The organism is Ewingella sp. S1.OA.A_B6 (genome assembly GCF_049889095.1).
GTDB lineage: Bacteria > Pseudomonadota > Gammaproteobacteria > Enterobacterales > Enterobacteriaceae > Ewingella.
In genome coordinates, this window is record NZ_JBLJFK010000005.1 from 187,734 (window position 1) to 213,952 (window position 26,219).

16 protein-coding genes, 1 tRNA gene and 3 pseudogenes are annotated in these 26,219 nt (G+C 49.0%); 8 read left to right on the plus strand and 12 right to left on the minus strand.

What is annotated here, in order from left to right; all coding sequences use genetic code 11:
* Positions 1-155: 155 nt before the first annotated feature.
* Both ACMV8I_RS13290 and tehB read left to right on the plus strand, forming a co-directional pair.
* Positions 156-311 (plus strand): annotated as a pseudogene (locus ACMV8I_RS13290) (anaerobic nitric oxide reductase flavorubredoxin); the annotation flags it as partial.
* A gap of 104 nt (positions 312-415) precedes the next feature.
* Positions 416-1,279: an SAM-dependent methyltransferase TehB gene (tehB, locus tag ACMV8I_RS13295; protein WP_498865685.1), complete on the plus strand. Its 864-nt coding sequence runs from the start codon at positions 416-418 to the stop codon at positions 1,277-1,279.
* Positions 1,280-1,564: 285 nt separating this feature from the next.
* Here tehB and ACMV8I_RS13300 read toward each other — a convergent pair whose 3' ends face one another.
* The 4 genes from ACMV8I_RS13300 to ACMV8I_RS13315 form a co-directional block, all read right to left on the minus strand.
* A complete protein-coding gene (locus tag ACMV8I_RS13300) occupies positions 1,565-2,998 on the minus strand; it encodes a 6-phospho-beta-glucosidase (RefSeq protein ID WP_498865686.1) in 1,434 nt (477 codons plus the stop codon).
* A gap of 55 nt (positions 2,999-3,053) precedes the next feature.
* The gene (locus tag ACMV8I_RS13305; RefSeq protein ID WP_498865687.1) at positions 3,054-4,586 is read right to left on the minus strand and encodes a PTS transporter subunit EIIC; all 1,533 of its coding nucleotides are present in this window, start codon (positions 4,584-4,586) and stop codon (positions 3,054-3,056) included.
* Positions 4,587-4,855: 269 nt separating this feature from the next.
* The gene (locus ACMV8I_RS13310) at positions 4,856-5,608 is read right to left on the minus strand and encodes a MurR/RpiR family transcriptional regulator (protein WP_498865688.1); all 753 of its coding nucleotides are present in this window, start codon (positions 5,606-5,608) and stop codon (positions 4,856-4,858) included.
* Positions 5,609-5,644: 36 nt separating this feature from the next.
* Entirely contained in the window at positions 5,645-6,148 is a 504-nt protein-coding gene (locus ACMV8I_RS13315) for a GNAT family N-acetyltransferase (RefSeq protein ID WP_498865689.1), read from the minus strand.
* Positions 6,149-6,405: 257 nt separating this feature from the next.
* Here ACMV8I_RS13315 and ACMV8I_RS13320 point away from each other — a divergent pair, with 257 nt between their 5' ends.
* Together ACMV8I_RS13320 and ACMV8I_RS13325 are read left to right on the plus strand one after the other, a co-directional pair.
* Positions 6,406-7,596: a YjgN family protein gene (locus ACMV8I_RS13320; RefSeq protein ID WP_498865690.1), complete on the plus strand. Its 1,191-nt coding sequence runs from the start codon at positions 6,406-6,408 to the stop codon at positions 7,594-7,596.
* A gap of 3 nt (positions 7,597-7,599) precedes the next feature.
* Positions 7,600-8,634, plus strand: coding sequence for a M48 family metallopeptidase (locus tag ACMV8I_RS13325; protein WP_498865691.1), 1,035 nt, complete (start codon positions 7,600-7,602; stop codon positions 8,632-8,634).
* A 46-nt stretch (positions 8,635-8,680) separates the two neighbouring features.
* On the opposite strand, the gene ACMV8I_RS13330 is transcribed toward ACMV8I_RS13325, so the two are convergent.
* From ACMV8I_RS13330 to pepA, 3 genes are all read right to left on the minus strand, one after another.
* A complete protein-coding gene (locus ACMV8I_RS13330) occupies positions 8,681-11,536 on the minus strand; it encodes a valine--tRNA ligase (protein WP_498865692.1) in 2,856 nt (951 codons plus the stop codon).
* A gap of 14 nt (positions 11,537-11,550) precedes the next feature.
* A complete protein-coding gene (locus ACMV8I_RS13335) occupies positions 11,551-12,015 on the minus strand; it encodes a DNA polymerase III subunit chi (protein WP_498865693.1) in 465 nt (154 codons plus the stop codon).
* Between the two features lie 161 nt (positions 12,016-12,176).
* The gene (gene pepA, locus ACMV8I_RS13340) at positions 12,177-13,688 is read right to left on the minus strand and encodes a leucyl aminopeptidase (RefSeq protein ID WP_498865694.1); all 1,512 of its coding nucleotides are present in this window, start codon (positions 13,686-13,688) and stop codon (positions 12,177-12,179) included.
* A 276-nt stretch (positions 13,689-13,964) separates the two neighbouring features.
* Here pepA and lptF point away from each other — a divergent pair, with 276 nt between their 5' ends.
* Positions 13,965-15,059, plus strand: coding sequence for an LPS export ABC transporter permease LptF (gene lptF / locus ACMV8I_RS13345; RefSeq protein WP_498865695.1), 1,095 nt, complete (start codon positions 13,965-13,967; stop codon positions 15,057-15,059).
* The gene (gene lptG, locus ACMV8I_RS13350) at positions 15,059-16,129 is read left to right on the plus strand and encodes an LPS export ABC transporter permease LptG (RefSeq protein ID WP_498865696.1); all 1,071 of its coding nucleotides are present in this window, start codon (positions 15,059-15,061) and stop codon (positions 16,127-16,129) included. Before lptF ends, lptG begins: the two co-directional genes overlap by 1 nt.
* 67 nt (positions 16,130-16,196) lie before the next feature.
* Here lptG and ampH read toward each other — a convergent pair whose 3' ends face one another.
* The gene (ampH, locus tag ACMV8I_RS13355) at positions 16,197-17,342 is read right to left on the minus strand and encodes a D-alanyl-D-alanine-carboxypeptidase/endopeptidase AmpH (protein WP_498865708.1); all 1,146 of its coding nucleotides are present in this window, start codon (positions 17,340-17,342) and stop codon (positions 16,197-16,199) included.
* Positions 17,343-17,562: 220 nt separating this feature from the next.
* On the opposite strand from ampH, the gene ACMV8I_RS13360 reads away from it, so the two are divergent.
* Both ACMV8I_RS13360 and ACMV8I_RS13365 read left to right on the plus strand, forming a co-directional pair.
* Positions 17,563-17,647: transfer RNA gene (locus ACMV8I_RS13360), tRNA-Leu, on the plus strand.
* A 303-nt stretch (positions 17,648-17,950) separates the two neighbouring features.
* A pseudogene (locus ACMV8I_RS13365) lies at positions 17,951-18,134 on the plus strand (integrase); the annotation flags it as partial.
* Between the two features lie 271 nt (positions 18,135-18,405).
* Here ACMV8I_RS13365 and ACMV8I_RS13370 read toward each other — a convergent pair.
* The 4 genes and pseudogenes from ACMV8I_RS13370 to ACMV8I_RS13385 form a co-directional block, all read right to left on the minus strand.
* Positions 18,406-21,615: a type I restriction endonuclease subunit R, EcoR124 family gene (locus tag ACMV8I_RS13370; RefSeq protein ID WP_498865697.1), complete on the minus strand. Its 3,210-nt coding sequence runs from the start codon at positions 21,613-21,615 to the stop codon at positions 18,406-18,408.
* A 17-nt stretch (positions 21,616-21,632) separates the two neighbouring features.
* Positions 21,633-22,886 carry a restriction endonuclease subunit S gene (locus ACMV8I_RS13375; RefSeq protein WP_498865698.1) on the minus strand — a complete coding sequence of 418 codons (1,254 nt, stop codon included), beginning with the start codon at positions 22,884-22,886 and terminating at the stop codon, positions 21,633-21,635.
* A 1-nt stretch (position 22,887) separates the two neighbouring features.
* Positions 22,888-25,479: a type I restriction-modification system subunit M gene (locus ACMV8I_RS13380; RefSeq protein WP_498865699.1), complete on the minus strand. Its 2,592-nt coding sequence runs from the start codon at positions 25,477-25,479 to the stop codon at positions 22,888-22,890.
* Between the two features lie 160 nt (positions 25,480-25,639).
* Positions 25,640-25,987 (minus strand): annotated as a pseudogene (locus ACMV8I_RS13385) (DDE-type integrase/transposase/recombinase); the annotation flags it as partial.
* Positions 25,988-26,219 lie beyond the last annotated feature (232 nt).

The following is a 26,219-nucleotide window of genomic DNA, read 5'->3' on the forward strand; positions in this document are numbered from 1 at the left end:
TTATTAACCGTCTATATACCACAGCACCCGTTACGATTTAATCCCCAGCCGTTTGGCCAGTCTGTGAAGATTCCCTGCATCTATATCCAGAGCACGTGCACAAGCAGACCAATGTTCTGTTTTTCTCTCAACATTTTGTTGATCAACCGCCGCTGAAAGTCCTGACCCAAGCTTTCCGCTCCAAAGGCGTATTCGTCCGCTCTTCCACCATGAATAACGTAATGATGCCGAAGATCGCGGGAATGCTGGAAGAGTGCCGCGAGCATGGCAGGAAAATTGCCCGAGAATGGGCGCTGCATCCGCTTGAGGTTATCATTACTGCAGAGAATGAGTATGTTACTACGTGAATTGAGCCTCCAATAACAGGACCGACCGCAGCTCATCAACTTAACCGTGCGCAGACAGGAGAACACGAATGAATCCACTATTGCCTTATAAACTCATGCCCTTATGGGACAGTAAAACGCTGCCTCACAGCTTTACGCAAAAACATAACACTCAAGCCGGAACCTGGGCCAAGCTGACTATTCTTCAAGGTTCATTGACCTTCGCCATGATGACGGAGCCCGGAGAAGTGACTGAGTCTTTTGTCTTCACACCACAAAATGCTTCCCCCTATATTGAGCCGCAGCAGTGGCACCGGATTGTCTCTTTCTCTGAAGATTTGCAGTGCCAACTTGCCTTCTACTGTACTGCAGAAGACTATTTCACTAAAAAGTATCAGATGACCGGTACGCATTCTGAAGTGATTGAAGCTGCCAGGATTATCCCGCCAGGACGGGCGCTGGATCTGGGTTGTGGAGTGGGCCGGAATGCGCTTTATTTGAATCTGAAAGGATTTGATGTCACGGCGTGGGATAAAAATACGGACAGTATCGCCCATATTAATAAGCTCATCGAATTAGAAGACCTGCCAGCCATCACCGCCGGGGAAAAAGACCTCAACACGCTTGTCTTTGACGGATCGTTTGATTTTATTCTCTCTACCGTCGTTTTTATGTTTCTCCAGCGCGAGCGGATCCCTTCACTAATTGAGAATATGCAGTCTTGTACAGCAAAAGGGGGATATAACCTGATTGTTGCTGCAATGGATAGTGAAGACTACCCCTGTTTACTGCCTTTCCCGTTTACCTTTAAATCAGGCGATCTCAGAGACTATTATCCAGGATGGGAGATTATTAAATACAATGAAGATCTGGGGCAGTTACATAAAACGGATGATAATGGCGACCGGATAAAGCTACGATTTGCCACAATCTTGGCCAGAAAAACCGACTAGCCCATATCTCTGGAATTGCTATCTAATTTAGCTTGTGAAATCAGCCAATCCGTTGCCTCAGGATCACCCGAACGAAGCCGAATTTTACCCAGATTTGCGAGGAAAGTGTGCCCTGCCTCGGTACTGTCAGACACAATTAAGCCTCGGAGTAAAAACAGAAATAGGATTGATAGAGAATGAGCGTTGGATTTATTTGACTCAATGATTGAGAGCCGCCATCCGCTAATTTCGTGCTCATTCTCTGTATCATATGCCGCTTTTTGACTTATTCAATGCAGCACTGACTTAAAGCACTTCTCCATTGCTGCCAATGACGTTCTTATACCATTCAAAACTCTGCTTACGTGACCGCGCCATGGTGCCGGTGCCGTCATCGTTTTTGTCGACGTGAATAAAGCCATAGCGTTTGCTGTATTCGCCGGTAGTGAACGACACACAGTCGATGCAGCCCCAAGGCGTGTAGCCCATCAGGTCCACGCCATCTTCGAACACGGCTTTCTTCATTTGTTCGATATGAGCTTTTAAATAGGCGATACGGTAATCATCGTGGATTATGCCGTCAGGTGAGGCTTTGTCGATGGCACCGAAGCCGTTTTCAACGATGAACAATGGTTTCTGATAACGTTCGTAAAGTACGCTCAGGGAATAACGCAGGCCGACGGGGTCAATCTGCCAACCCCAGTCGGAGGCTTTGACGTGCGGATTCGGCACGCTGCCAGCAAAGCCAGATAATCCGTTGTCGTCGCTTGGATTATGGGCGGAAACGGCATTGCTCATGTAGTAGCTCAGGCCCATGTAGTCGGCGCAACCTTCACGCAACGCGTCCAGATCACCCTCTTCCATTTGGAGAGTGAAACCGCGTCGTTTCCACTCGTTGAGGATGTATGACGGGTAATAACCGCGCATATGCACATCGCCGAACAAGTAGCGTTCCCGCATCGACTCAACCGAGTACATCACGTCATCCGGGTGACAGGAGAACGGGTAGAGCGGCACCATGGCGACCATGCAGCCAATCTGGAAGTCAGGATTGATGGCGTGACCCAGTTTCACCACTTTAGCGCTGGCCACGAACTGGTGGTGCAGCACCTGATACATTGTCTCTTCAGGATTCTCTTGCTCGGTGAATACCACGCCCGAGCAGCAATAACCGAACAGTGGATAGTTCCAGTTTCGCTGGTTGTTGATCTCGTTGAAGGTCATCCAATATTTCACTTTGTGCTGGTAACGTTGGAGCACCACGTCGCTGAACTTCACAAAGAAATCGACCACTTTACGGTTTTTCCAGCCGCCGTACTCTTTGACCAGATACCATGGCATCTCAAAGTGCGACAGGGTGATCACCGGTTCGATGCCGTGTTTCAGCAGTTCGTCGAACATGTCGTCGTAGAACTGTAAACCTGCTTCGTTCGGCTGCAACTCATCTCCGTTAGGAAAAATGCGCGTCCAGGCAATTGAGGTGCGAAAACATTTGAAGCCCATCTCGGCGAACAGCGCGATGTCTTCTTTGTAGTGTGAATAGAAATCCACCGCTTCGTGGTTCGGATAGCGATAACCGTCCAGTACGCCATCGGTCATTACGCGGTCAACGCCGTGCGCGCCACCGGAAAGCACGTCGGCGATGCTCACGCCTTTACCGCCTTTATTCCAGCCGCCTTCAACCTGATGCGCCGCTACCGCGCCGCCCCACAAGAAATCTTTCGGTAACTGATGACTCATCCCGTTCTCCCTTTATGCGGACAAAAAATTCCGCGCTATAAATATTATTTCAGACTTAATTCATTTGTGTTTGTGTTGCCCGTGGAGCTTCTGCCTGCATTTTTTTGGTGGTAACGACCTCAGGCTCATCATTGAAGCCTACCAGCCAGGTAAACAGCGCACCGAGCACAAAGGCCACGGATATTGATAACAGGAAGCCGAGAAACTGTGGCATGTGCCCTTCCCTGAAGAACACCGGCAGTACGGCAATGCCCGGCAGGCAGTAACTCCACGACACCGCATTGAATGAACCGGCGATGGCACCGCCAATACCGCCTGCCGCGCAGCTGCATAAGAACGGTTTTTTCAGACGCAATGCCACGCCATAAATAGCGGGTTCTGTGATACCAAACAGGCCGGTGATCCCTGCTGATAAAGAAATACCTTTCATCTCGCGGTTACGCGTTTTCAGGTAGACCCCAAACATGCTGCCGGTCATGGCAAAAACGGCTGACGCCTGGAGGCCGGTAAAGGTGTCATAACCCAGCGTTGCGTAATTTCCAACGGTGACCGGCGTAATGCCCCAATGCACTCCAAGGGTGACCAGTGGCTGCCAGAAAGCACCAACAACGAAGCCTGCGACCGCCGGGCTGAGATTATACAATGTGTTATAAACACCGCCGATAGCACCACCAATCAAGTTACCGACCGGGCCGAACACCAACAGCGTTAACGGCACCATAATTGCTATACAAAACATGGGGGTGAAAAGATTACGCACCACGCCTGGCAAAATGCGTTCGAAGAAACGTTCGATGTAGGACATCGCCCAGACCATTAGAATGATAGGAATAACCGACGCGGTATAGCTCAGGTATTGGACTGGAATGCCGAAGAAATCCAGTGTCGGTGACGAGAGTGGGATACCGGCAATGTTATTAAGAATATGAGCGACCTGCGGGTTACTCAGGGCTTCTTGCATCAATTGCTGGATAGTGGGGTCAGCTGAGTTGACGGTGGTAATTCTGTTGGCCGTCAGCATATTCATATAGTCGGGGCTTATCAGAGCACAGGCACTGATCACTGCGGTAAACGGATTAACGTTGAATTTTTTCGCTGCGGTGAAGGCTACCAGCACAGGCAGGAAGGTGAAGCCGGTCCATGAAACGAAGTTAAGAATGCGGTAAGTGCCGCTGGCGGCATCCATCCAGCCAATAGCTGCCAGAAAAGAGATGATGCCTTGCAAAATTCCGCAGGCGGCCAGCGGGTATAGAAAAGGGGCGAAGATGCTGGAGATAATGTCCATTAAACGGCTGACAATGCCGACTTTCGGCGCATCGATCAGCGCATTTTCATCAACGGTGATGATTTTTAGCACCTGCTTATAGGCGTCGCTGACGTGATTGCCGATCACTACCTGCATCTGGCCACCGGCTTCAATAACAGTGATCACACCTTTGACGCGCTTTAACTCTTCTTTTTCGACGGCACTGTTATCTTTTAAAATAAAACGTAAACGGGTCGCGCAATGTGTGACGCTAATCACATTATTATTGCTACCGATATATTTTACAATATCCTGAGCAGTCTGAGCGTAATCAATCGCCATTATTATTCTCCTTATCCTCTTGGTAATTGATGCGGTAGCAATATTAGCTGCACTTATTCAAACGAATGACTTACTTGAGTCAACGTATCGTGATTCATTCGGCTTGCTGCCTTGCTATAGCTCCAATTACTTTGAGGATAAATGCAATCTGTATAGGGAAGGTTTTTATTTTTATACTTTCAGGAGGAAGTGTAACAAAAGGAGGTGTGAAGTCACGATATAACAAAATACATTATTGGGTAGATGTCACATTGATAAAACGCCCTGTTTTATTTCGGGCGGGAAATGGCTTTTGAGGTTATTAACGTCGGCAATTTTTTACAAATAGTTTCGATAATGTACAAGACGGGGATCTGTGTCGTAATATTATATTGGCCTTCCAGCAGGATAGGCGGCATGTGGTAGGATATGTTCAGGTCCGCCATACGTGCCAGGGTTGAGTTCTCACTGTTAGTCAGGCTGATGATCTTACAATTCTGCAAGCGGAACTGGCTGGCAATACGGATGATCTCTTCTGTTTCACCGGAAACAGATAAAATAATCGCAAGAGCATCCTGATACATGTCGCTGTTAATCGGATAGTAAGGGTCATCAATATAAGTGCTGAACTTTCCGATATTGGAGAGGAATCTCGCACTGTATTTTCCTAATGCCCCTGATGTTCCTATGCCAACAAATATTATTCTTTGCGCATTGGCTATTTGTAAAGTGGCAAGATCTAATAATTCATCAAATTCGCTGTTATTAATGCTTTTGAAGTAACTGATGATTTCACTGATGCCAAAAGAGACGGGCGGTTTTTCATCCTGCTCAAGATATAACTTAAGGCGAATGCGGAATTCAGAATAACCCTCGCAATGCATTTTTTTGCAGAAACGTAAAACCGTGGTGGTAGAAACACCGGCGACATCAGCGAGTTCACGAATGGTCATATACATCACCTTGCCCGTATTCTGGATAATGGTGTTGTAGACCATTAATTCCAATTCGTTCAGGGTGGAAATTTCTTTATAACTGAACATTCTGATTTCTGCACCTTCGATTAAACGACTCGATAATTATAGGTATTTCAGCATCGTGACTTCGCAGTCAGTATGCCCCGTGTTGCCGAGTGCGCCATCAATATGCTCAAACCCCAGACGTTCATACAGAGCAATGGCCTGCGTCAGGCTGGCGGTGGTTTCTAAATAGCAGCGTGTGAAAGCCTGAGTACCCGCAAATTCCATGGCTTGCAACGCCAGTTTTTTGGCTAAACCTTGTCCGCGAAGAGAAGGTAGGAAATACATTTTCTGCAATTCACACAAGTCAGCCTCCGCGCCGCTTAAAGGTGCAACGCCGCCGCCGCCCGCGAGCTGGCCGTCGAGTTCCACCACCCAATAGGCGCAGCGGGGCTGGCTGTACGTCTCGTATAAATGATCGAGATTCGGGTCAGCCACGGTATAGCCTTTATCGGCAGTCAGGCCGAACTCGGCCGACACGTGGCGGATGACGTTGGCGATGGCGGCATTATCTTCAGGTCGGATAGGGCGTACCAACAGGCTCAAGGGCGTTGCGGTAGACATATTGCTCACTCGATTTTTTTTGGCGTTGTGCACATCATTCCGACTTAATACCATTTAAAGGTGCGCGGATGCAACGCTGCGCGTACTTCGGGCATTTTTAGGCGCGTAATGAGAATTTTTTTCATCTGAAATGTTAATAATACATTGCCTGAATGTATGCGTGCATGATTAAATCTTCAGCGTTCCACTGGGTTCTTATCCTCTCTCTTTTTTTGAAGAGGGATGACTTCTTATTTGTTTCAGGACGAAAGATAAAAATGTCTGATAATAAAAAAATTGACGACTCATACCATCCGGTTCGTTTTCATGGCAAGGGCGGAGAGTATTTCGCGATTTGGTTAGTCAATGCCTTGCTGACTATTATTACCTTAGGAATTTACTCCGCATGGGCGACGGTCAGACGTCGTCGTTATTTCCTGGGCAATACTGAAATTAATGGAGATCGTTTCGATTACCATGCAAAGCCGATACAGATATTGAAAGGACGTCTGCTGGTAGTCGCAGGAATCATCGTGTTTTTCATTCTTTCTACATTGATGCCGAGTCTTGCTGTTGTGATTGCTCTGGCATTTTTGGCATTGTTGCCGTGGGTGATTATCCGCAGTTGGCGCTACAACGCTATCATGACCAGCTTCCGCGGTGTGCGTTTTAACTATCACTGCAAAGTGGGTCGCGCTTACTGGACGATGTTCCTGTGCCCGATCCTGCTGATGCTGGCGCTGTATATTCCTATCGTTGCCATTGTATTGATCGCCATTCAAACCGCCAGCCTTACTGCGATATTCATCAGCGCCGTGTTAGTGGTTATCGCCTTAGTCCCCGGTGTTGCAGCGGTGCAGGGGATTATCAGCGCCATGCAACATGACCTGTACGTGAATAATATGTTCTTCGGCAATGCACCTTTTCAGGCTGCATTAAAGAAAAAAACCTTTATTAAATACAGTCTGTTCGGTCTGCTGCTGTTTGTGCCTTTCCTGATTGTGGCTTTCTGGCTGATGGGCTCATTCATTGCGACCCTTTATCAGATAGCCCTGTTGGGCGATATCTCCGCTGATACTACGAATGCCATCATCATGAGTTATTTCTTTAAATTCTTTATATCGATGGTGATTTTGTTTGTTGGTGCGCTGGTGGTTGCCAGCTATCAGGTGGTGGCGATCCGTAATTATGTCTTTAATCAGACCAAAATTGACGGCCACGTCCAACTGCATTCATCGATGAAAACCTTGTCGTATCTTGGTCTGCTGTTCACCAACTCGCTGATTGTTATCTTCTCGCTGGGTCTGGCGACGCCGGTGGCGCATGTGCGTTATGCGCGTTACATTGCCAACTGCACGGCAGTCGAGGGCGATATGTCTCTGTTGAATGTCAAAACGCATGGCGACACCGCCAATACGGCAGTAGCAGAAGAAGTCACGCAGGCATTTAATCTCGACGTCGGTATGTAATGCATGATGATTGAAGGCTTTTATCAGCCTCCGGGACGGGCAGCACGTGAGGCTGCCCGCCTCTTATTAAGCGACGTACAACTCAGCGCCGAACCACAGCTGACGCTTTCAACACATGAAAGTACGCAAACATTTACCCTGAAAGAAACCAGCGTTTCTGATGCGCTGGGCTCCATTCCGTTATTCCTGACGTTCCCCGACGGCAGCCGCTTTGTCCCTGCCGATGACGCCTTATTTCGCCGCTGGTTGCTGCAACATCGCAAACCGGGTTGGGTGTATCGCATGGAAAGTCATAAACGCGGCGTTGTGCTGACGCTGCTGGCAACCTGTCTGCTGATTGTCTTCTACGTCTACGGTTTATTGCCGTGGGCCAGCAATACGATTGCACTGCAAATTCCAACGACTATAGAGCAAAACCTCGGACGTCATACCATGACGCTTCTGAAAGCCAGCGATTTCCAGGATTCGACGTTACCGGCAGAAAAACAGAAAGCGCTTCAGACGCTGTTCCGGCAAGTCACTCCGCCGTCTATACGTGCTGACCGGACGCCAGTCAGTCTGAAGTTGATGAATATTCCTGATGTCACTAATGCGTTTATGCTGGCGGACGGCACGCTGATCCTTAGCGATAAGCTGGTCGCACTCAGCCCAGGAGATGATGCACTGGCGGCGGTGATGCTGCATGAAATGGCGCATCATGCTTATCGTCATCCCATGCGGATGCTGGTACGGTCTTCGCTGGTGTCGCTCACGATATTGTGGATGACCGGCGATATCAGCAGCGTGGGTGATACGTTGCTTCAGGCGGCGTCGCTGGCTAACGAACTGCAATTTTCGCGCAGTATGGAACGCGATGCAGATGACTGGGCGATAGTGGAAATGAAACGTCAGGGACGTTCACTGCAGCAGATGGCAGACATGTTCCGCCTGTTAGTGGCAGAGTCTAAAGATGAACAGGCCAGCGGATTGCCAGACTGGTTAAGTACGCACCCGGCCATGCAGTCGCGCATCGCACATATTGAGGCGGCGGCGCAATAAAAAAGGCCGCTTGCGCGGCCTTCGTCATTTTATGTGCTTATCAACATTACAGGGCAGCAATTGTCGCTTTCTGTTCTGCAATCTTGATTTTAGCTTCACCGCAGGCCACCAGACGGTCGCGCTCTTTCGCAACAACTGCTTCAGGCGCACGGGCCACAAAACCTTCGTTAGACAGCTTGCCTTCAATAGATGCGATCTCGCCGTCCAGCTTCGCTATCTCTTTATCCAGACGAGCCAGCTCAACATCTTTATCGATAAGCCCTGCCATTGGGATCAGCAACTCAGCGCCTTCCACCAGTTTGGTGACAGAAACCGGGCCTTTGTCGCCAGCAGCCAGAATAGTGATGGATTCCAGACGCGCCAGAGACGAGATGAAGTTCAGGTTCTGTTCTACACGGCGCTGTGCATCAGCACTTGCACCGCGCAGCAGCAGTTCCAGCGGCTTGGCCGGAGACAGGTTCATCTCGGCACGCACGTTACGAATAGCGATGATCGCCTGCTTGATCCACTCCAGATCGGCCAGCGCCAGTTCGTCCACTTTCTCGACGTCAAATTCCGGGAAAGGTTGCAGCATAATTGTGTCTGCGGTAATGCCTTTCAGCGTTTTAACGCGCTGCCAGATGGTCTCTGTGATGAACGGGATGATCGGGTGTGCAAGACGCAAAAGACCTTCCAGCACGTCCACTAACGTATGACGTGTACCGCGTAGCTGTGCTTCGCTGCCGCCGGTCATGACCGGTTTGGCCAGCTCCAGATACCAGTCGCAGAACTGGTTCCAGGTGAATTCATACAGAATGCTGGCAGCCAGATCGAAGCGGTAGGTGTCCATCGCATCACGGTAAGCTTTCACCGTGCGGTTGTATTCGGCGAGGATCCAGCGGTCAGCCAGTGACAGCTCGAGTTCACCGCCGTTCAGGCCGCAATCCTGATCTTCCGTGTTCATCAGCACAAAGCGGCTGGCGTTCCACAGTTTGTTACAGAAGTTGCGGTAACCCTCAAGGCGCTTCATGTCCCAGTTGATGTCGCGACCGGTTGAAGCCAGTGCTGCCAGCGTGAAACGCAGTGCATCGGTGCCGTGCGGTTCGATGCCGTTCGGGAATTGCTTCTCGGTGCGTTTGCGGATTTTTTCCGCCAACTGAGGCTGCATCATGTTGCCGGTACGTTTTTCCAGCAAATCTTCCAGCGAGATACCGTCGATCATATCCAGCGGATCGATCACGTTACCTTTCGACTTGGACATTTTCTGCCCTTCGTCGTCGCGGATCAGACCGGTCATGTAGACGGTGTTGAACGGAACCTGGGGTTTGCCGTTTTCGTCTTTCACGAAGTGCATGGTCATCATGATCATGCGCGCGATCCAGAAGAAGATGATGTCGAAGCCGCTCACTACCACGCTTGAAGGGTGGAAGGCTTTGAGATCTGGCGTCTGCTCAGGCCAGCCGAGGGTGGAGAACGTCCACAGGCCGGAAGAGAACCAGGTATCGAGCACGTCTTCGTCCTGAGTCAGAACCACGTCCGCGCCCAGATTGTTTTCGCTGCGCACTTCCGCTTCGTCGCGGCCAACGAACACGTTGCCTTCGGCGTCGTACCAGGCTGGAATGCGATGTCCCCACCATAGCTGACGGGAAATACACCAGTCCTGAATGTCACGCATCCAGCTGAAGTACATATTTTCGTACTGCTTAGGAACGAACTGGATATCGCCTTGCTCAACCGCTTCCACCGCCACTTTTGCCAGTGGGGCAGTGCGCACGTACCACTGGTCGGTCAGCATCGGTTCGATAACCACGCCGCCACGGTCGCCGTAAGGAACGGTCAGATCGTGAGGTTTGATCTCTTCCAGCAGGCCCATTTCTTCGATGGCGGCCACCATAGCCTTACGCGCGGCAAAGCGCTCAAGGCCGCGGAATTGCTCAGGGATATGGTTGCTACATGCGTCGCTCTCTTCGCCGTTAGTGTCGAAGATTTCGGCGGTATGACGGATATCGCCATCAAAGGTCAGGATGTTGATCATCGGCAGGCCGTGACGTTTACCGACTTCATAGTCGTTAAAGTCGTGCGCCGGGGTGATCTTCACGCAGCCGGTGCCTTTTTCCATGTCGGCGTGTTCGTCGCCAAGAATCGGAATGCGACGGCCAACCAAGGGCAGAATGATCTCTTTGCCGATCAAATCTTTGTAACGCGGATCTTCCGGATTAACCGCTACGCCGGTATCACCGATCAAGGTTTCCGGCCGGGTGGTGGCAACCACCAGATAATCTTTGCCTTCAGCGGTTTTTGCGCCGTCAGCCAGCGGATAGCGCAGGTACCACATGGAACCTTTGGATTCGCGGTTTTCCACTTCAAGGTCAGAAATCGCGGTACGCAGTTTCGGGTCCCAGTTCACCAGGCGTTTGCCACGGTAAATCAGATTTTCTTTGTACAGGCGGACAAACACTTCGCGCACGGCGTCGGACAGGCCTTCATCCATGGTGAAGCGCTCACGCTCCCAGTCCACGGAGTCGCCCAAACGGCGCATCTGGCGGGTGATGGTGCCGCCGGATTCGGCTTTCCAGTCCCAAATTTTGTTGATGAATGCTTCACGGCCGTAGTCTTGACGGGTTTTGCCTTCTTCGGCGGCAATTTTGCGCTCAACAACCATCTGTGTAGCGATACCCGCGTGGTCGGTTCCCGCTTGCCACAGAGTATTTTTACCCTGCATGCGCTGATAGCGGATCATGGCATCCATGATGGTTTGCTGGAAAGCGTGACCCATGTGCAAGCTACCGGTGACGTTCGGCGGCGGGATCATGATGGCAAAGCTTTCTTTACTGGTATCACCATGTGGCTTGAAGTAGCCCTGCTCTTCCCAGTGCTCGTAAAGCGGCTGCTCGATGTCTTGCGGGTTATATGTCTTATCCATTTCGCTTTCGTTTTTTAGTCGGTCGATGTAGTGACAGACGGCGGCGTGGCCGTGGTCAACGTAAAACCGACGCTGCGATAGGCTTTATAGCGATCGCGCGCCAGTTGTTTAAGGGAATCTTCGTAAGGGACGAAGTCTACCACTTCATGGAAAGCAGTAGCAAAATCTGCAAACTGAGGCAGCAGACTTATCAGTAAATCACGCGGCGCATTGCCCCGTTTGCCCGGCCAGCACAGCTCAACCGGCGCGCCGAACTTTGGGCCTTCACCCGCCAGATTATGCGGGACGAACTGGCTGGGATCGCGTTGCCAAAGGGCTTCGTCCAGACGTTCTGCCTGTTGCTGATCTTCACAGGCCAGCAACACGCGTTTTCCTGCACGACAGCGTTCGGCCGCAATCTGACAGGCCAGCGCTTCGTGCGAAGCGAGGCTCCCGTCCGCGTCGGGTGCATCGATAAGGAAAAAGGTGGCTTGTTTCATCAGTTATCCTGAATCCCCTTCATCCTTCAAGCTGTCTCTGTGTTGGCTGCCTTCACTCACCCCGGTCACTTACTTGAGTAAGCTCCCGGGGATTCATTCAGTTGCCGCCTTGATGCCGCTCGAATGATTTTGGGTATTATGTAGAGGTATGGGCAGAATGATTAATCGTCGCCGTCGAGGCCTGCACGGTTTAGCAGGAACTGCGACAACAGGGCGACAGGACGGCCCGTTGCGCCTTTGTTTTTACCTGAACGCCATGCCGTACCGGCGATGTCCAGATGTGCCCAGCTGTATTTGCGGGTGAAGCGCGACAGGAAGCAACCGGCGGTGATAGCACCACCCGGACGGCCACCGATGTTTGCCATGTCTGCAAAGTTTGAATCCAGCTGCTCTTGATACTCATCAGCCAGCGGCAGACGCCATGCGCGGTCTCCGGACTGCTCGGACGCGCCGATCAGTTCGTGGGCCAGCGGATTATGGTTCGACAGCAAACCGGTGATGTGATGGCCGAGGGCAATCACACAGGCGCCGGTCAGCGTGGCGACGTCAATCACCAGCTCAGGATCGAAACGTTCGACGTAGGTCAGCGCATCGCACAGCACCAGACGCCCTTCGGCATCGGTATTGAGCACTTCAACGGTCTGCCCGGACATGGTGGTCAAAATATCACCCGGACGGAACGCCTGACCGCCTGGCATATTTTCACAGCCCGCCAGCACGCCGATAACGTTCAGCGGCAAATTGAGCTCTGCGACGACGCGCATCGCACCGTACACCGCCGCCGCGCCGCACATGTCGTACTTCATTTCATCCATATCACCCGCAGGTTTAATGGAAATACCGCCGGAATCGAAGGTCAGACCTTTGCCGACCAGCACGATAGGCTTAGCGTTCGGATTAGGATTGCCCTTATATTCCATCACTGACATCAACGATTCGTTCTTCGAACCCTGACCCACGGCCAGATAGGCATTCATGCCCAGCTCTTTCATCTGCTGTTCGCCGATGACGCGGGTGGTGATGTTGGTGCTGAATGCATCGGCCAGTTGGCGAGCCTGAGAAGCCAGATAGGCCGCGTTACAGATGTTTGGCGGCATATTACTGAGGTCTTTCGCCGCTTTGATACCGGCAGAAACCGCCAAGCCATGCTGAATCGCGCGTTCGCCGCTGGTCAGTTCGCGTCGCGTTGGCACATTGAAAACCATTTTACGCAGCGGACGGCGTGGTTCGACTTTGTTGCTTTTGAGCTGATCGAACGTGTAGAGCGATTCTTTGGAGGTTTCGACCGCCTGGCGCACTTTCCAGTAATTGTTACGCCCTTTAACGTGCAGTTCGGTCAGGAAGCAAACTGCTTCCATAGAGCCGGTGTCGTTCAGGGTATTGATCGTTTTCTGAATCACTTGTTTGTACTGGCGCTCATCGAGTTCACGCTCTTTCCCGCATCCGATAAGAAGGATACGTTCGGAAAGAATATTCGGAACATGATGCAGCAACAGGGTCTGGCCCACTTTGCCTTCAAGTTCGCCGCGGCGGAGCAGAGCGCTGATGTAACCGTCACTGATTTTGTCGAGTTGTTCGGCAATAGGTGACAGGCGGCGAGGTTCAAAAACGCCGACTACAATACAGGCACTGCGCTGTTTTTCCGGGCTACCGCTTTTTACACTGAACTCCATGCACTCTCCTGAATCTTAAAGACAACGACGGGGGCTGCGGCTAGAATGAATCGCCGGAGATATCTCCCGCCACTGTGTTAACGACCTGTGTTAACCTTAACGGCGTTAGTTTTTATTTTGGCGGCTATAAGCATGTTCCTATAGGACACCCCATTTCTCGGTGTTGTAATACTATTTTAGCTGTGAAGGTTGCCATATGATGAGAATAAATGACGGATTAGCGATGAAACTATCGATTTTCCTGCAAAAAGACAAGTTTTCACAGGCGTATTAAGCGTGATCATCATTAGATATCTGGTTAGGGAAACCTTCAAGAGCCAAATCGCAATTCTCTTTATCCTGCTGTTAATCTTCTTTTGTCAGAAGTTAGTCAGGGTTCTGGGCGCGGCGGTTGATGGCGATATCCCAACAAATTTAGTCCTTTCTCTGCTGGGCTTAGGTGTGCCGGAAATGGCGCAGCTCATCCTGCCGTTAAGCTTATTCCTTGGCTTACTGATGACGCTGGGCAAGCTTTATACTGACAGTGAAATTACTGTCATGCATGCCTGCGGACTCGGTAAACGTTCACTAATCCTTGCTGCCCTCAGTCTGGCGGTGATCACCGCTATTTTTGCGGGTATCAATGCATTCTGGGTCAGCCCCTGGTCTTCAAAACATCAGGATGAAGTCCTGGCGGAAGCCAAAGCCAATCCGAGTATGGCAGCCATGGTCGAAGGCCAATTCCAGCAGGCGCAGAACGGTAACGCAGTGCTGTTTGTTGGCAGCGTGAAAGGTCAAGAATTCCACAACGTCTTCCTGGCGCAGCTACGGCCCAATGGCAATCAACGTCCTTCTGTGGTCATAGCAGATAAAGGCCATATGGAGCAGCGCCCAGATGGAGCCCAGATGGTCACACTCGATCAGGGCACCCGCTACGAAGGCACCGCGCTGCTTCGTGACTTCCGTATTACCGATTTCACTAACTATCTGGCAATCGTTGGCCATCAGACGGTTGCCGTGGATGAAAGCGATTCTGACCAGATGTCAATGCGCCAGCTGTGGAAATCTAATGAACCGGATGCCCGTTCTGAGTTCCACTGGCGCCTGACCTTAGTCGTATCGGTCTTTATTATGGCGTTGCTGGTGGTGCCGCTCAGCGTGGTTAACCCGCGTCAGGGTCGCGTTCTCAGCATGCTGCCCGCCATATTGCTCTACCTAATCTTCTTCCTGCTGCAAAGTTCGCTTCGGTCTAATGGTGCAAAAGGTAAGCTCGACCCGTTAGTCTGGATGTGGCTCACTAACCTGGCCTACTTCGCGTTGGCGATGGTGCTTAACATGTGGGACACGCTGCCGGTACGTAAAATCCGGGCGCGTTTGAGAGGAACTGCCTGATGTTTGGAGTATTAGACCGATATATTGGCCGCACTATTTTCAACACCATTATGATGACCTTGTTCATGCTGGTATCGCTGTCCGGCATCATCAAGTTTGTCGACCAGTTGCGCAAAGTCGGGCAGGGTGCTTATTCCGCGTCGGGTGCAGGGATTTATACCCTGCTCAGTATGCCGAAAGACATCGAGATTTTCTTCCCGATGGCGGCCTTGCTGGGTGCGTTACTTGGCCTTGGTACTCTGGCTACGCGCAGTGAGCTGGTGGTGATGCAGGCCTCTGGCTTTACCCGTATGCAGATCGCCTCCGCCGTCATGAAGACCGCGATCCCGCTGGTATTTCTGACCATGGCAATTGGCGAATGGGTTGCGCCGCAGGGCGAACAGATGGCTCGTAACTACCGCGCGCAGCAGATGTATGGCGGTTCACTGCTTTCCACGCAGAGTGGCCTGTGGGCCAAAGATGGCAAAGACTTTATCTATATCGAGCGTGTGGCGGGTGATAACGAGATCACCGGTGTCAACATTTACCACTTCGACGATGCTAATAAACTGCAATCCGTACGTTATGCTTCGTCGGCAGCTTTCGAAAATGGCGTGTGGAAGCTGTCGCAGGTTGATGAATCTATTTTGACCGATGCGAAGCAAATTACCGGCTCACAGACGTTGACGGGCGAATGGAAAACCAACCTGACGCCGGACAAGCTGGGGGTGGTGGCGCTAGATCCAGACGCGCTGTCAATAAGCGGCCTGCGCAGTTACGTGAAATACCTCAAACAGAGTGGGCAGGAATCTAAACGGTACCAGCTGAACATGTGGAGCAAAATCTTCTCGCCATTGTCGGTAGCGGTAATGATGCTGATGGCGCTGTCGTTCATCTTCGGGCCTTTGCGCAGTGTGCCAATGGGCGTGCGCGTAGTGACGGGGATCTGCTTTGGTTTCTTGTTCTACGTCATGGACCAGATTTTCGGCCCACTCAGCCTGGTGTACAGCATTCCGCCTGTTCTCGGCGCGCTGTTACCGAGCATGTTGTTCCTGGTGATCAGTATCTTCCTGCTGCTGAGAAAACGCTGACAAGACAGATAGCTACAAAAAAGGGCGCCGAGATGAGCGCCCTTTTTTATTACCATTTTTTGTGACATTAAATCTCGTTATTGCGAACCAGTTCTGCCACCAGTTTATTCACGCCATCACTCATATTTTTGAACTTACTCAGTTCGCTGCGGGTCACCACGATGAACACGCCAATACCGCGCTGTGGAACCATCGCCACGTAGGTAATAAACCCGCCGCCGCCGCCGGTTTTCTGAATAATGCGTGGCAACAGCGGCGTTGGTGCCATGGTTACCCAGCCCATTCCCAGTGAATCTGCCACACCTGGCACGTCCATCCCTTTCAGCGACACCAGATCCGTGCGCTTGTAATACATCTTTTGCGCCAACTCTGCGGTAGCACTGCGCTTACCGAGCGCCGAAGGCAGGAACTGACGCATCCAGCGGCCCATGTCAGCCGGCGTTGAGTAAAGCCCGCCGCTGCCCGCTGCTGCCGTGGTGTTAAGGCAAGGGCTTGGCCGCAACCCGCTCATTAGCCGAGCACACTGGCTGGCACTGGGTGTCAGCGTGGTATCAACCATGCCGAGCGGCTGGGTTATCTGCTCACTCAGCAACTGGGTGTAAGGCTTGCGTGCAGCGTTGGAAAGGGCATCTGACAACAGATCAAATGCCAGATTCGAATAGGCAGCTTTGGCACCCGGTGGCGTGGTCAGCTTCGCCAACCGTAGCCAGGTCCAGCGGTCGCTTTTGGTCGGCCAGGTAAACACCGGGCGATGAGGTGCGCCGCCCGGTTGTTCGCGCGGCAGGCCGCTGGTGTGGGTCGCCAGATTCAACAGGGTAATTGGCGTGGTGCCGCTGTATAAGGGCACCGAGTTTCCGCCGGAATATTTGCGCAGCGGATCGTTAATGTGCACCGTGCCCTGTTGCGACAGCTTGACGAGTACTTCGCTGGTCATGAGCTTAGTCAGCGAGGCGATGCGGATCACCGAGTCTTCACGCGGACGGATATCTGAACCGGGCCGGGTTTCGCCAAAGCTGCGAAACACCTGTTGTTGATTATCGACAACGACCAGCGCCATACCCATAGCACCACTGCCATAGAAAATGTGCTCGGCGTAATCATCAACGACTTGCGAGGCAAGACGCGTATTCTGCGCGTGGCTCAACATTGGCGCGCTGGCAAAAGCCATCGCCAGGAGCGAAAGGGGGATTTTTTTCAACAAACCGGTATCCATCAACAAAGCAAAAGAGTTTTTGTAGCCTGTATACTAATGCCTGCTTTGCGAAACCGTATGGGAAAAAGTGTCTTTACACAGAAAAATGTGTGAGGAAAACTGTCGAATTTGCAGCAGGATGCCGTTTTTTTCGGCACTTGAACGCGCTATGCAGGGATAACTATTGCGTGACTCGCTGTGCTGGGTATAATGCCCACGTTTTCCGCATACTACTTGCTGTGCCGAAGTGGCGAAATCGGTAGACGCAGTTGACTCAAAATCAACCGCCGCAAGGCGTGCCGGTTCGATTCCGGCCTTCGGCACCATTAGTAATGTATGGAAATTAAGACACCCGCTGAGGTGTCTTTTTTTATGCCTAAAATTCAGTATTTACCTATCATTCCCGCGATATTAATTCTCTCAAGCTCAACCGACATTAATGCACATCTACCAACAGATGTTGGTACCAATGATGGCATCACCGGTTTGATAATGCCTCTACCAACAGGGAAGGGATAAGTATGGCGTTGACAGATATTAAGGCCAGAACTTCCAAGCCCACAGAGAAGCAATATAAACTGACCGATGCCAATGGCATGCATCTTCTGGTTCACACCAACGACTCAAAGTGGTCTAAGGATGCGGTAGAGCGGCAGATGAGCCATCAGGAACGAAACTCGGTGCGTGCGTCTTACTTTCATAAAGCGGAACATCTTGATGAGCGTAGGCTGATGCTGCAGGTGGTGGGCTGCAAACAGGCAGCAAGCTATCTCACCTTTTGATTATGCAAAAGTAAATAATTCATTCAAATAACCATCACCCGTCTTTTATCGTGATACATCCCTTTCAATGATTTTTATATCATTGAAAGCCTCTATCAAAAGAAAAGGGCTTTTTTACGTTTTAATTAAACTAAAAGGAAATCATGATGGAAAGTAACATTTGTTGTCCGATAGACGCAGATCTTAAAGACAGATTTAGCCAGGTCGATGCCAATGACTTTTATCGAGTTCATGGTGCAATACCTCTGAAAAAACAACACTCAGCATCAGTGTGGCAAACTTATGCTGAGTGAGGCTATTCATCACATGACTACATCAACGGCATCGCTATCACTTAAGAAATCATCCGTTTGGATATAAATAAACTGTTTTAAAAACTGATCAATGCGAATATTCAGTTTAAATAGAGGTATGGTTATACCATCTTTTTTTTCAAAATAGGCTTTGGCTTTTGCTTTATCTACCGTTTCTTTTAATGCGTCGAAGCGACCAAAGTCGTTGAGGTTCTTATCATTAACACTATCAGCCATTAATGCTATGAGCAGTCCTTTATCTAAACCAAGAGCATTAACAACTGCGTTTAATTGTGCATTTTCAGCGTTATCTTTATAGGTGTTGATGTAGTCTCTGAAAGTATAGCCTTCATGTAACTGCGCATCGCCGCGCTGCAAGTCGTGCAAGAATAGCTTGGCGTACTTTTGCTCGATTTGGGTGAGTGATGCAAACGACTTATGCAGCTCATTTAATGTGGTTTCAATGCTCGCAGAGTCTTGGTGTTGGTTCAGCTCTTTTAAAAATTTATCAAAGCGGTTGTTCATATAGTCAGCATCGATTTTGCCGGTATCTATTTCAGTTAAATAGCCACTGATATCAAAAGGCACATCGCCGCCACCTGCACCGTCGTGATCACCTTTGCCTACCAACTCTTTGTAACGCAGGACCAGACTAAGGTATGTTTGTTCGTCTATGGTCAGCGTAACCTCATGTTCAACATTATTTTCTGTAGAGGAATAGAGCGACGGTTCCCAATGCAAACCTTGTACTTTAGCCGCTTCCAGGTGCTTGCTAAAGGTGTTAAATAATTTGGCGAATTGGGCACAGACTTCTATCTCGTCCGGCAACTTTTCGAAATTCTCAACACCTGCGCTGACAAACAGCTCGGTAATTTCAGCCACTAATTCATTCATGGCTTTAATATTGCTTTCTAACTTATCTACGAAGAGGCCGATAGGCTTGTCGCCGGAATAGAGTTTTACCGCAGCGTTAATGTGCTGCTCCATGGTGTGGGGATAGCGGTAATAACGGATGATGCCGTGGGGTTTGTCGGGACCAAACAAGCGATTGGTACGTGAGAACGCTTGAATAATGTTTTGGTATCTAATCACCTTGTCTAAATACAAGGTATTAAGCCATTTAGAGTCAAAGCCAGTAAGCATTTGATCCACCACAATCAGTAAATCTAATTGCTTTGAAGGCTCGGTATGAATGCGCTCGTAAGGCTTTTTATGGGCAAGCCGCTTGGCTAAATCTTTTTTAAAGGCCGCATGGCGGGCAAAATCAAAATCCTGACCGTAACGCTTATTGTAGTCGTCCATAATCTCGTCCAGACCATCACCTTTAAAGGTGGGGCCACGGTCGCCACTGCCGTCGTTATCAATATTCGGGTCAAATAAGGCTGAGATTTTTAGCTCAGGTTTAGCAGCTTTTAAGCGGCGGTAATAGTCAATGGCTTCAGCGATGCTATTCGTGGCTAAAATGGCGTGAAATTTATTGCCTTGGCTGAGCACATCCCATTTATCTATGATGTCACTGACGACTTTTTCCTGGTGGGTAACGGTTAAATATTGGCTTTTAGGTACATAGTCTTCAATGCCTTTATGGTATTTGCCTGTTGCATCTTTGTAGCCAGCCATAGGTACATCTTTTATAAAGTGATTAAACTTTTTCTTTTTGGCTGGATCCGCCATCGCATCAGCAACCGACCCAGCCTTGGCTTGCTCTAACGCGACCGCTTGTCTTAGGTCACTGTCTCTAAAGGTGGGCACTTTGTAAGGATCAAAGCCCAAAACGTTGCCATCGCGTATACCATCGGCAATGCTATAGCGGTGTAGTTCGTTGCCAAATACGGTACTGGTGGTATTGCCGTTTTTTTCGTTTTCTTCTTGAATCGGTGTACCGGTAAAGCCAAAAAATAAGGCGCGTGGAAAGGTATGTTTAATAATAATCAGCATATCGCCAAAAGTAGAGCGGTGCGCTTCATCGACAATAAATACCAAACGCTTAGCGCGAATTTTTTCTATATCCGCAGAGTTTGTGGCCGTGCCTTCATCGTCTACCGCTTCAAAAATATTACTCATCTTTTGAATAGAGCTAACAATTAAGGTATCGGCGGGGGCGGTGCTTTTTAATTTCGTAATGAGTACATGGGTATTTTCTGTGGCTTGTACGTCTTCGCCATCGCCAGCAAAATTGCGGTATTCCGCGAGAGACTGCGTGCCCAGCTCAATCCTGTCCATTAAAAAAATCACTTTATCGGCATCTTTGGATTGTGCAATCAACTGCGCCGATTTAAAGCTGGTCATGGTTTTACCTGAACCCGTGGTATGCCAGACATAACCCCCAAGGCGATCGGGATTATTGGCCGCGCTACCCAGTTGCTGCCAGTTGGTTTTGGCCACTTTGTCAGATATCGCATTGGCGGCGTAATACTGATAACTGCGCATTACCTTAAGCACGCCGTCGGTATCGTCGGCGACGGTATAAAAGCCAATCAACTGGTGCGCCATAGGGATGGAAAGCAAGGTAGAGGCGATGTCTTTCCAGTGGTTCATGGGTTCGTTATTAAAATCGGCCCAGTTAAATTGATAGTCAGGGTTAAATTTGCCATCTAGCCCGGGGTTAGCAAAGTATTTGGCCTCGTTGGGCTCCATGGCCACAAACACCTGGATAAGCGAAAACAGGCCGCTAAATACACCCTCTTTGCTGTACTTTTCAATTTGGTTTACTGCCTGGCTAACCGGAATGCCGCTGCGCTTTAGCTCTACATGGATCACCGGCATACCGTTAATCAGTAGTAGCACATCACCGCGTCGGTCGTTACGCAAGGGGCTACCGCGTTCAAATTTAGGCTGCTGCACTATTTGGTAACGGCTTTGGCCGGCGGCGATTTCCTGGCGGTCGTATATTTTTAAGCTGACTTCTTTGCCCATATGCAAGATGTCGGCTGGATTATCGCGCTTAATAGCCACGGTTTTGCCGTTAATTAAACCGTTTAGCTTGAGCGGGGTTTTCAATTCTTTGATTTGCTCAATAATTTGCTGCATTTCATTCGCAGTAAGCGGAACATCGTTTAAGCGATCCCGCTGGCGATTGTTTTCAAACAAAATGTTTGCCCAGTTTTGCAGTAAATCGGCTTCGGTTTTGTTTTTGAGTATCTCTGTTTCCCAGCCCTTGTGGGTAAGTACCTCAATAAAGGCCTGCTCAAATTGCGCTTCGGTTGTAAAGGTGGTCATGATTTTTGCTACCCCCGCTAAACAAACATTTTGCTCAAGTAAGCCTGCTTGATGTTATTGAGTTTGATGATCTGTTGTTGGTGTTTGTTGATTAGGCTATCTAGCTTTTGGAAATAGTTACCGATGGCAGTTTGTTCCTCTAAGCTAGGCATAAGAATTTTCATGCGACCAAGTTGCTTACCTGAAATTTCTAAAAAAGTGGAGCCTGATGCATGTTTAAGTGCAAACTCTTTGATTTGTTTGCCAGCTGAATAGACGAAATAGGGTGAAAACCCTTCCTTAACAATAAATGATTGAAAACCTTGATTAGTGGCTCCAGGTTTAGCAAGAATTGCCATATCACCTATGCCTGCTCTACTAGTAAAAAGAACCGTATTACCTGCGGGAAGTATCTTTGCAGAAGAACTCTTCAGACCTAAAGCTGTAATTCTTTTCTGACTACCTTCAGCATACACATTGCCTCCAATTTCAGTAGGTGAATACCAATCAATATCGCCGTCCCAAAATTCAGAAATTGACGTGCTTGGTGTACCGCCCCCTATAATGTCAGCGACATCAGTACCTAGCCCTTTCTCTTCCCACTCCCCACTAAACCCTGTAAAGCGGATTTCTGGGATGGTTTCGCCTTGTTTGGGGAACATCTTTTCCAGCATGGATTTTTTAATGTTGCTGAGTTTGTCATGCTTTTGCTGGTGTTGGTTGACTAGGCTATTGAGCTTTTGGAAGTAGTTGCCGATGGCGGTTTGTTCTTCCTTCTTGGGGAATAAACAAATGCGATTCAAAAACTTGTCGGGTGAAGTGTGTTTCACTGTAGTACCCGAAGAGGTTGACACAACTTCTTTTTGTTTTGTCGTAGTGCACAATAGGTTATACAAAAAAGCTAAATCACCGTTGAATCCAACTAACTTGCCGAGCCGCTGATTGTGAAGGTATGTGTTTTCATCTTTTGGAATTATTGCCGGAAAACCCAAAGCTTGGGCAGTTGGGGTCAAATCCGTCATGGTTATGAACATTTCACCAGGCTTAAATACATACTTAGACGACACTTCCTGTTTTTCATCGTAGTATTGCCCTTTGCCAGCTTGAAATCCGCCGCCAATATTTACGCTTCCAGGTGTAAGAACTATGACTTCAGTTGGCTTGTTCTTAAAGTATTTACTTTGAAAAGCGAAACCATTTTCTAGCTTAACCAATTTACCTAGTATTTCCTTATCCCACTCCCCACTAAACCCCTTAAACCGAATTTCTGGCACCTTGTTATCCATACCCATCTTATTCACCCTTCAATAATTTGGTGAGCTCTGCCAAGCCCTGCATATCAAACTCATTACCTGTTAGCTCGCTCATCATCTGCGCCAGTTCTTGCTCGGTGGTTTTTATCTCATTCGCCACTTGCGAGTAAGTGACGGCGTATTTATCGGCCAGGGCTTGCACTTGGCTGGTAAGTTGGCTAATCACGGTGTTTGGCATCGCGGCCAGCTCCGCACTTAATGGCGCAATCCATTTAAGATGCAGTAGGTTGTTCACTTGCTCATCGGTTAAGGCTTCAATGGTCGTTTTGGTTTTTAAGTGCAGGGCAGTGGCGGCATCTTTGACCGTTTTTTTCAGGGCTTTTTCTTCATCGATTAATTTGTTCGCGCGAATAATTTTGGCTTCATAGCTGTCTTCGGCAAATTTAGTTTTGGCATCTTTTTGCTCTTTCAAGAAGACTTTGGCTGCCTTACCGACTTCGGCATTGGTAAAACCGTCTTGGCTTTCTTTGACCGTATCTTGTTCTTTTTCTTCTTCGGTTAGGGATTCTAAAATTTCTTCCAGCAGGCTGGCGATTTCTGCCAGCCGGGTTTCTTGAGCGGCCAGGGCTTGTAATTCATTACTTAGGTAAGTTTGTTGCACTAAATCAAAGGGCAGTATGTGGCCTTTCCAACCGTCTTGTACTTCAGTGTCTTTGCCGTCTTTCTTCTTAATGACTATGTTAGGGTCAACTTGTTTGGTGGCGGCAAAGCCTTCGGTTTGCATCATTTCTAAATCGGCGCTGGTGATTTGCCATTGGTTGTTCAGAAATTGATAGGCTTGGTATTTGTCGATTAAGGCAATAGGGGCTAAGCGAGTAAATAGCTCGGTGCTTAATATCGCCTCTTGTTGATTGCGTTTTACGCTGTGCCAGTTTTGTATTAACTGGGTGTTCAGGTAGTCATCAAAGCCATTAAAGGCTTGGTTGTAGGCGCTGATAAACGCTAACACTTGCGGGAGCCCACTAATGCTGGTGTTGACGTCTTGTTTGGCAATGGCCAGCTGACTGTAAGCGGCAGATTTTGGCGTAAACAGAGTACCGTGCAATTGCGGGAAAGCTTGCCAAAAATTGTGTAGCTCAGCAATTTCGCTATTGGGGATGCCGCCGAGCATGGTGGCGTGTAAATCCCAGCTTTGTGCCGCTGCAGAGGAATCCACATAGCGCGGTATATTGAGGTTGTAGCCGTTGTCGACCAGGGTTTGTTTACACACCCGTTGCGAGAAGTTGTCGATACTTTCTCGGTTAATCACTGCATCAGTAATGCGCTTGATGTCACTGGCTTGTAGTTTGTTGTTTTTGCCTTCTTTCATAAAGTGTTTGGAGGCATCGACCACCAATACATCGGTGTTTTGGCGTTTTTGTTTGAGTACTAAAATCACCGTGGGAATGCCGGTGCCAAAAAAGATATTGGCCGGTAAACCGATAACAGTATCAATGTGATTCTGCTCAATGAGTTGCTTGCGAATTTGACCTTCTTCACCGCCACGGAACAGGACACCATGGGGCAGAACAATGGCCATAATGCCATCCGGCTTTATGTGGTAGAGGTCGTGCAGTAAAAAAGCAAAATCGGCTTTGGTTTTAGGGGCTAAGCCAAAACGTGAATAGCGAGGATCGCTGTCTTTAAAGCTGGGGTCCCAGCTTTGTGAGTAAGGCGGGTTGGACACCACGGCATCGACATGTAAGGCGTAATATGAACCCAGGGGATCGCTGTCATCAAAATACGGCCAATCTTCTTCCAGGGTGTCGCCATTACGGGTTTTAATGTTGCTGGCTTTGATGCCGCGCATGATGAGGTTCATACGGGTGAGGTTGTAGGTATTGGCTTTTAACTCTTGCGCGTAATAGGTGATGCTGTCTTTGTTTTTAGCGTATTTCTCGAACGCCTCACCGATATTGATCAGCAACGAACCAGAGCCGGAGGTAGGGTCGTAAATTTTGATGGTATCTTTGTGTTTTAACTCGTGGGCGATGATGTTCGACATCAGTACCGAGACTTCATGAGGCGTGTAAAACTCACCGGCTTTTTTACCCGCATTGGCAGCAAATTTTTCAAGCAGGTATTCGTAAATGTAGCCCAGAACGTCATACCCTTGATTACCATTCATAGGGATGCTTTTGATTAGGTGCAGTAAGTCGCTGATGGCTTTGGTGCGTTTGCCAGCACTTTCACCCAGTTTGCTTAACCCTGTTTCTAAGGTGGTAAAAATGCCTTCAAACAGTTTTTTGTAAGTCGGCGAAATCAAACGGCTAAAGGCTGAGAGCGCATCACGCACGTTAGATTCATCAAATTCGGATGTTGGATCAATCCATGTAGAAAACAGATTGTTGTAGGCAATAAAGTAGCCCAAGTTGTCTTGCACGTATTTAACGGTGTCGGCGTCTTCTTCATTGAGGGCTTTGATGTCTTTGGAGGTCATACCCTGTTTGGTGACAAACTGCACCAGTTGGTCGCTGAGGTACTTGTAGAAGATAAAGCCGAGTATGTAATCTTTGTATTCGTTGGCTTCAATTTTAGAACGCATCTGGTTGGCAGATTCCCAGATTTTTGCCGCAAGTTGCTGTTTATTCACTATGAGTCCTGTTAAAAACAATTCTTTTTCGAAAAGGGCTATTTTAGGGTTTTGATTGTACGTTTGATAGGTACTTCTTGCCAGCAGGGGGAGTCTTGGCCATAAACTGAGAAATTGACTTCTGCTTGGCTGTGTTGAGCATTTTTCAAAGAAGCTCACGTATCCATTCATTTTTCAGGTTTCTGAAGAAACGCTCTATCGGACTATCCCACCAGTTTCTGCGTCGGGTAATACTCTGTTTTATTCGGTAACACCATAGCAACTGACGAAACTGCCTACTTGTGTATTGGCATACCCTGATCAATGCTGAACATCAGCTCTGGTGGTCTGCCGAGGTTTCCAAAAGCCGTTTCAAACATCGTAGACGTCAACCTGTTGTAGGGCGAGAACGATATTGCCCAGCCCCTACCTTTCTGGCGAACAGTTTAAGAACAGCAGCATGGTATTCACGATATAGTGCCAGCATACAGATGCTCCATCTTCGGTCGTTTCTGGAACACCATCTTTGACCGCCTCTACAACCTGACTTTTCATAAAAATCATGTTGGTTCAGGCTAAACTATAATCCTACTTGTAGGTACGGTGTTTTGATCTCTGATCTCCTCCCTGAAAACAGTGCCAGTCTAAACTGAAGTATCCGGTCTTTCTTTCATCTCACTGAGAGGCATATCAACCATGAAAAAGACCCGTTATACCGAAGAACAGATAGCCTTTGCCCTTAAACAGGCCGAAACCGGCAC

Bases quoted from the DNA above. Each gene is read 5' to 3' on its own strand.
- tehB (WP_498865685.1), top strand. From the start codon at position 416: ATGAATCCACTATTGCCTTATAAACTCATGCCCTTATGGGACAGTAAA.
- ACMV8I_RS13300 (WP_498865686.1), bottom strand. From the start codon at position 2,998: ATGAGTCATCAGTTACCGAAAGATTTCTTGTGGGGCGGCGCGGTAGCG.
- ACMV8I_RS13305 (WP_498865687.1), bottom strand. From the start codon at position 4,586: ATGGCGATTGATTACGCTCAGACTGCTCAGGATATTGTAAAATATATC.
- ACMV8I_RS13310 (WP_498865688.1), bottom strand. From the start codon at position 5,608: ATGTTCAGTTATAAAGAAATTTCCACCCTGAACGAATTGGAATTAATG.
- ACMV8I_RS13315 (WP_498865689.1), bottom strand. From the start codon at position 6,148: ATGTCTACCGCAACGCCCTTGAGCCTGTTGGTACGCCCTATCCGACCT.
- ACMV8I_RS13320 (WP_498865690.1), top strand. From the start codon at position 6,406: ATGTCTGATAATAAAAAAATTGACGACTCATACCATCCGGTTCGTTTT.
- ACMV8I_RS13325 (WP_498865691.1), top strand. From the start codon at position 7,600: ATGATGATTGAAGGCTTTTATCAGCCTCCGGGACGGGCAGCACGTGAG.
- ACMV8I_RS13330 (WP_498865692.1), bottom strand. From the start codon at position 11,536: ATGGATAAGACATATAACCCGCAAGACATCGAGCAGCCGCTTTACGAG.
- ACMV8I_RS13335 (WP_498865693.1), bottom strand. From the start codon at position 12,015: ATGAAACAAGCCACCTTTTTCCTTATCGATGCACCCGACGCGGACGGG.
- pepA (WP_498865694.1), bottom strand. From the start codon at position 13,688: ATGGAGTTCAGTGTAAAAAGCGGTAGCCCGGAAAAACAGCGCAGTGCC.
- lptG (WP_498865696.1), top strand. From the start codon at position 15,059: ATGTTTGGAGTATTAGACCGATATATTGGCCGCACTATTTTCAACACC.
- ampH (WP_498865708.1), bottom strand. From the start codon at position 17,342: ATGGATACCGGTTTGTTGAAAAAAATCCCCCTTTCGCTCCTGGCGATG.
- ACMV8I_RS13370 (WP_498865697.1), bottom strand. From the start codon at position 21,615: ATGACCACCTTTACAACCGAAGCGCAATTTGAGCAGGCCTTTATTGAG.
- ACMV8I_RS13375 (WP_498865698.1), bottom strand. From the start codon at position 22,886: ATGGGTATGGATAACAAGGTGCCAGAAATTCGGTTTAAGGGGTTTAGT.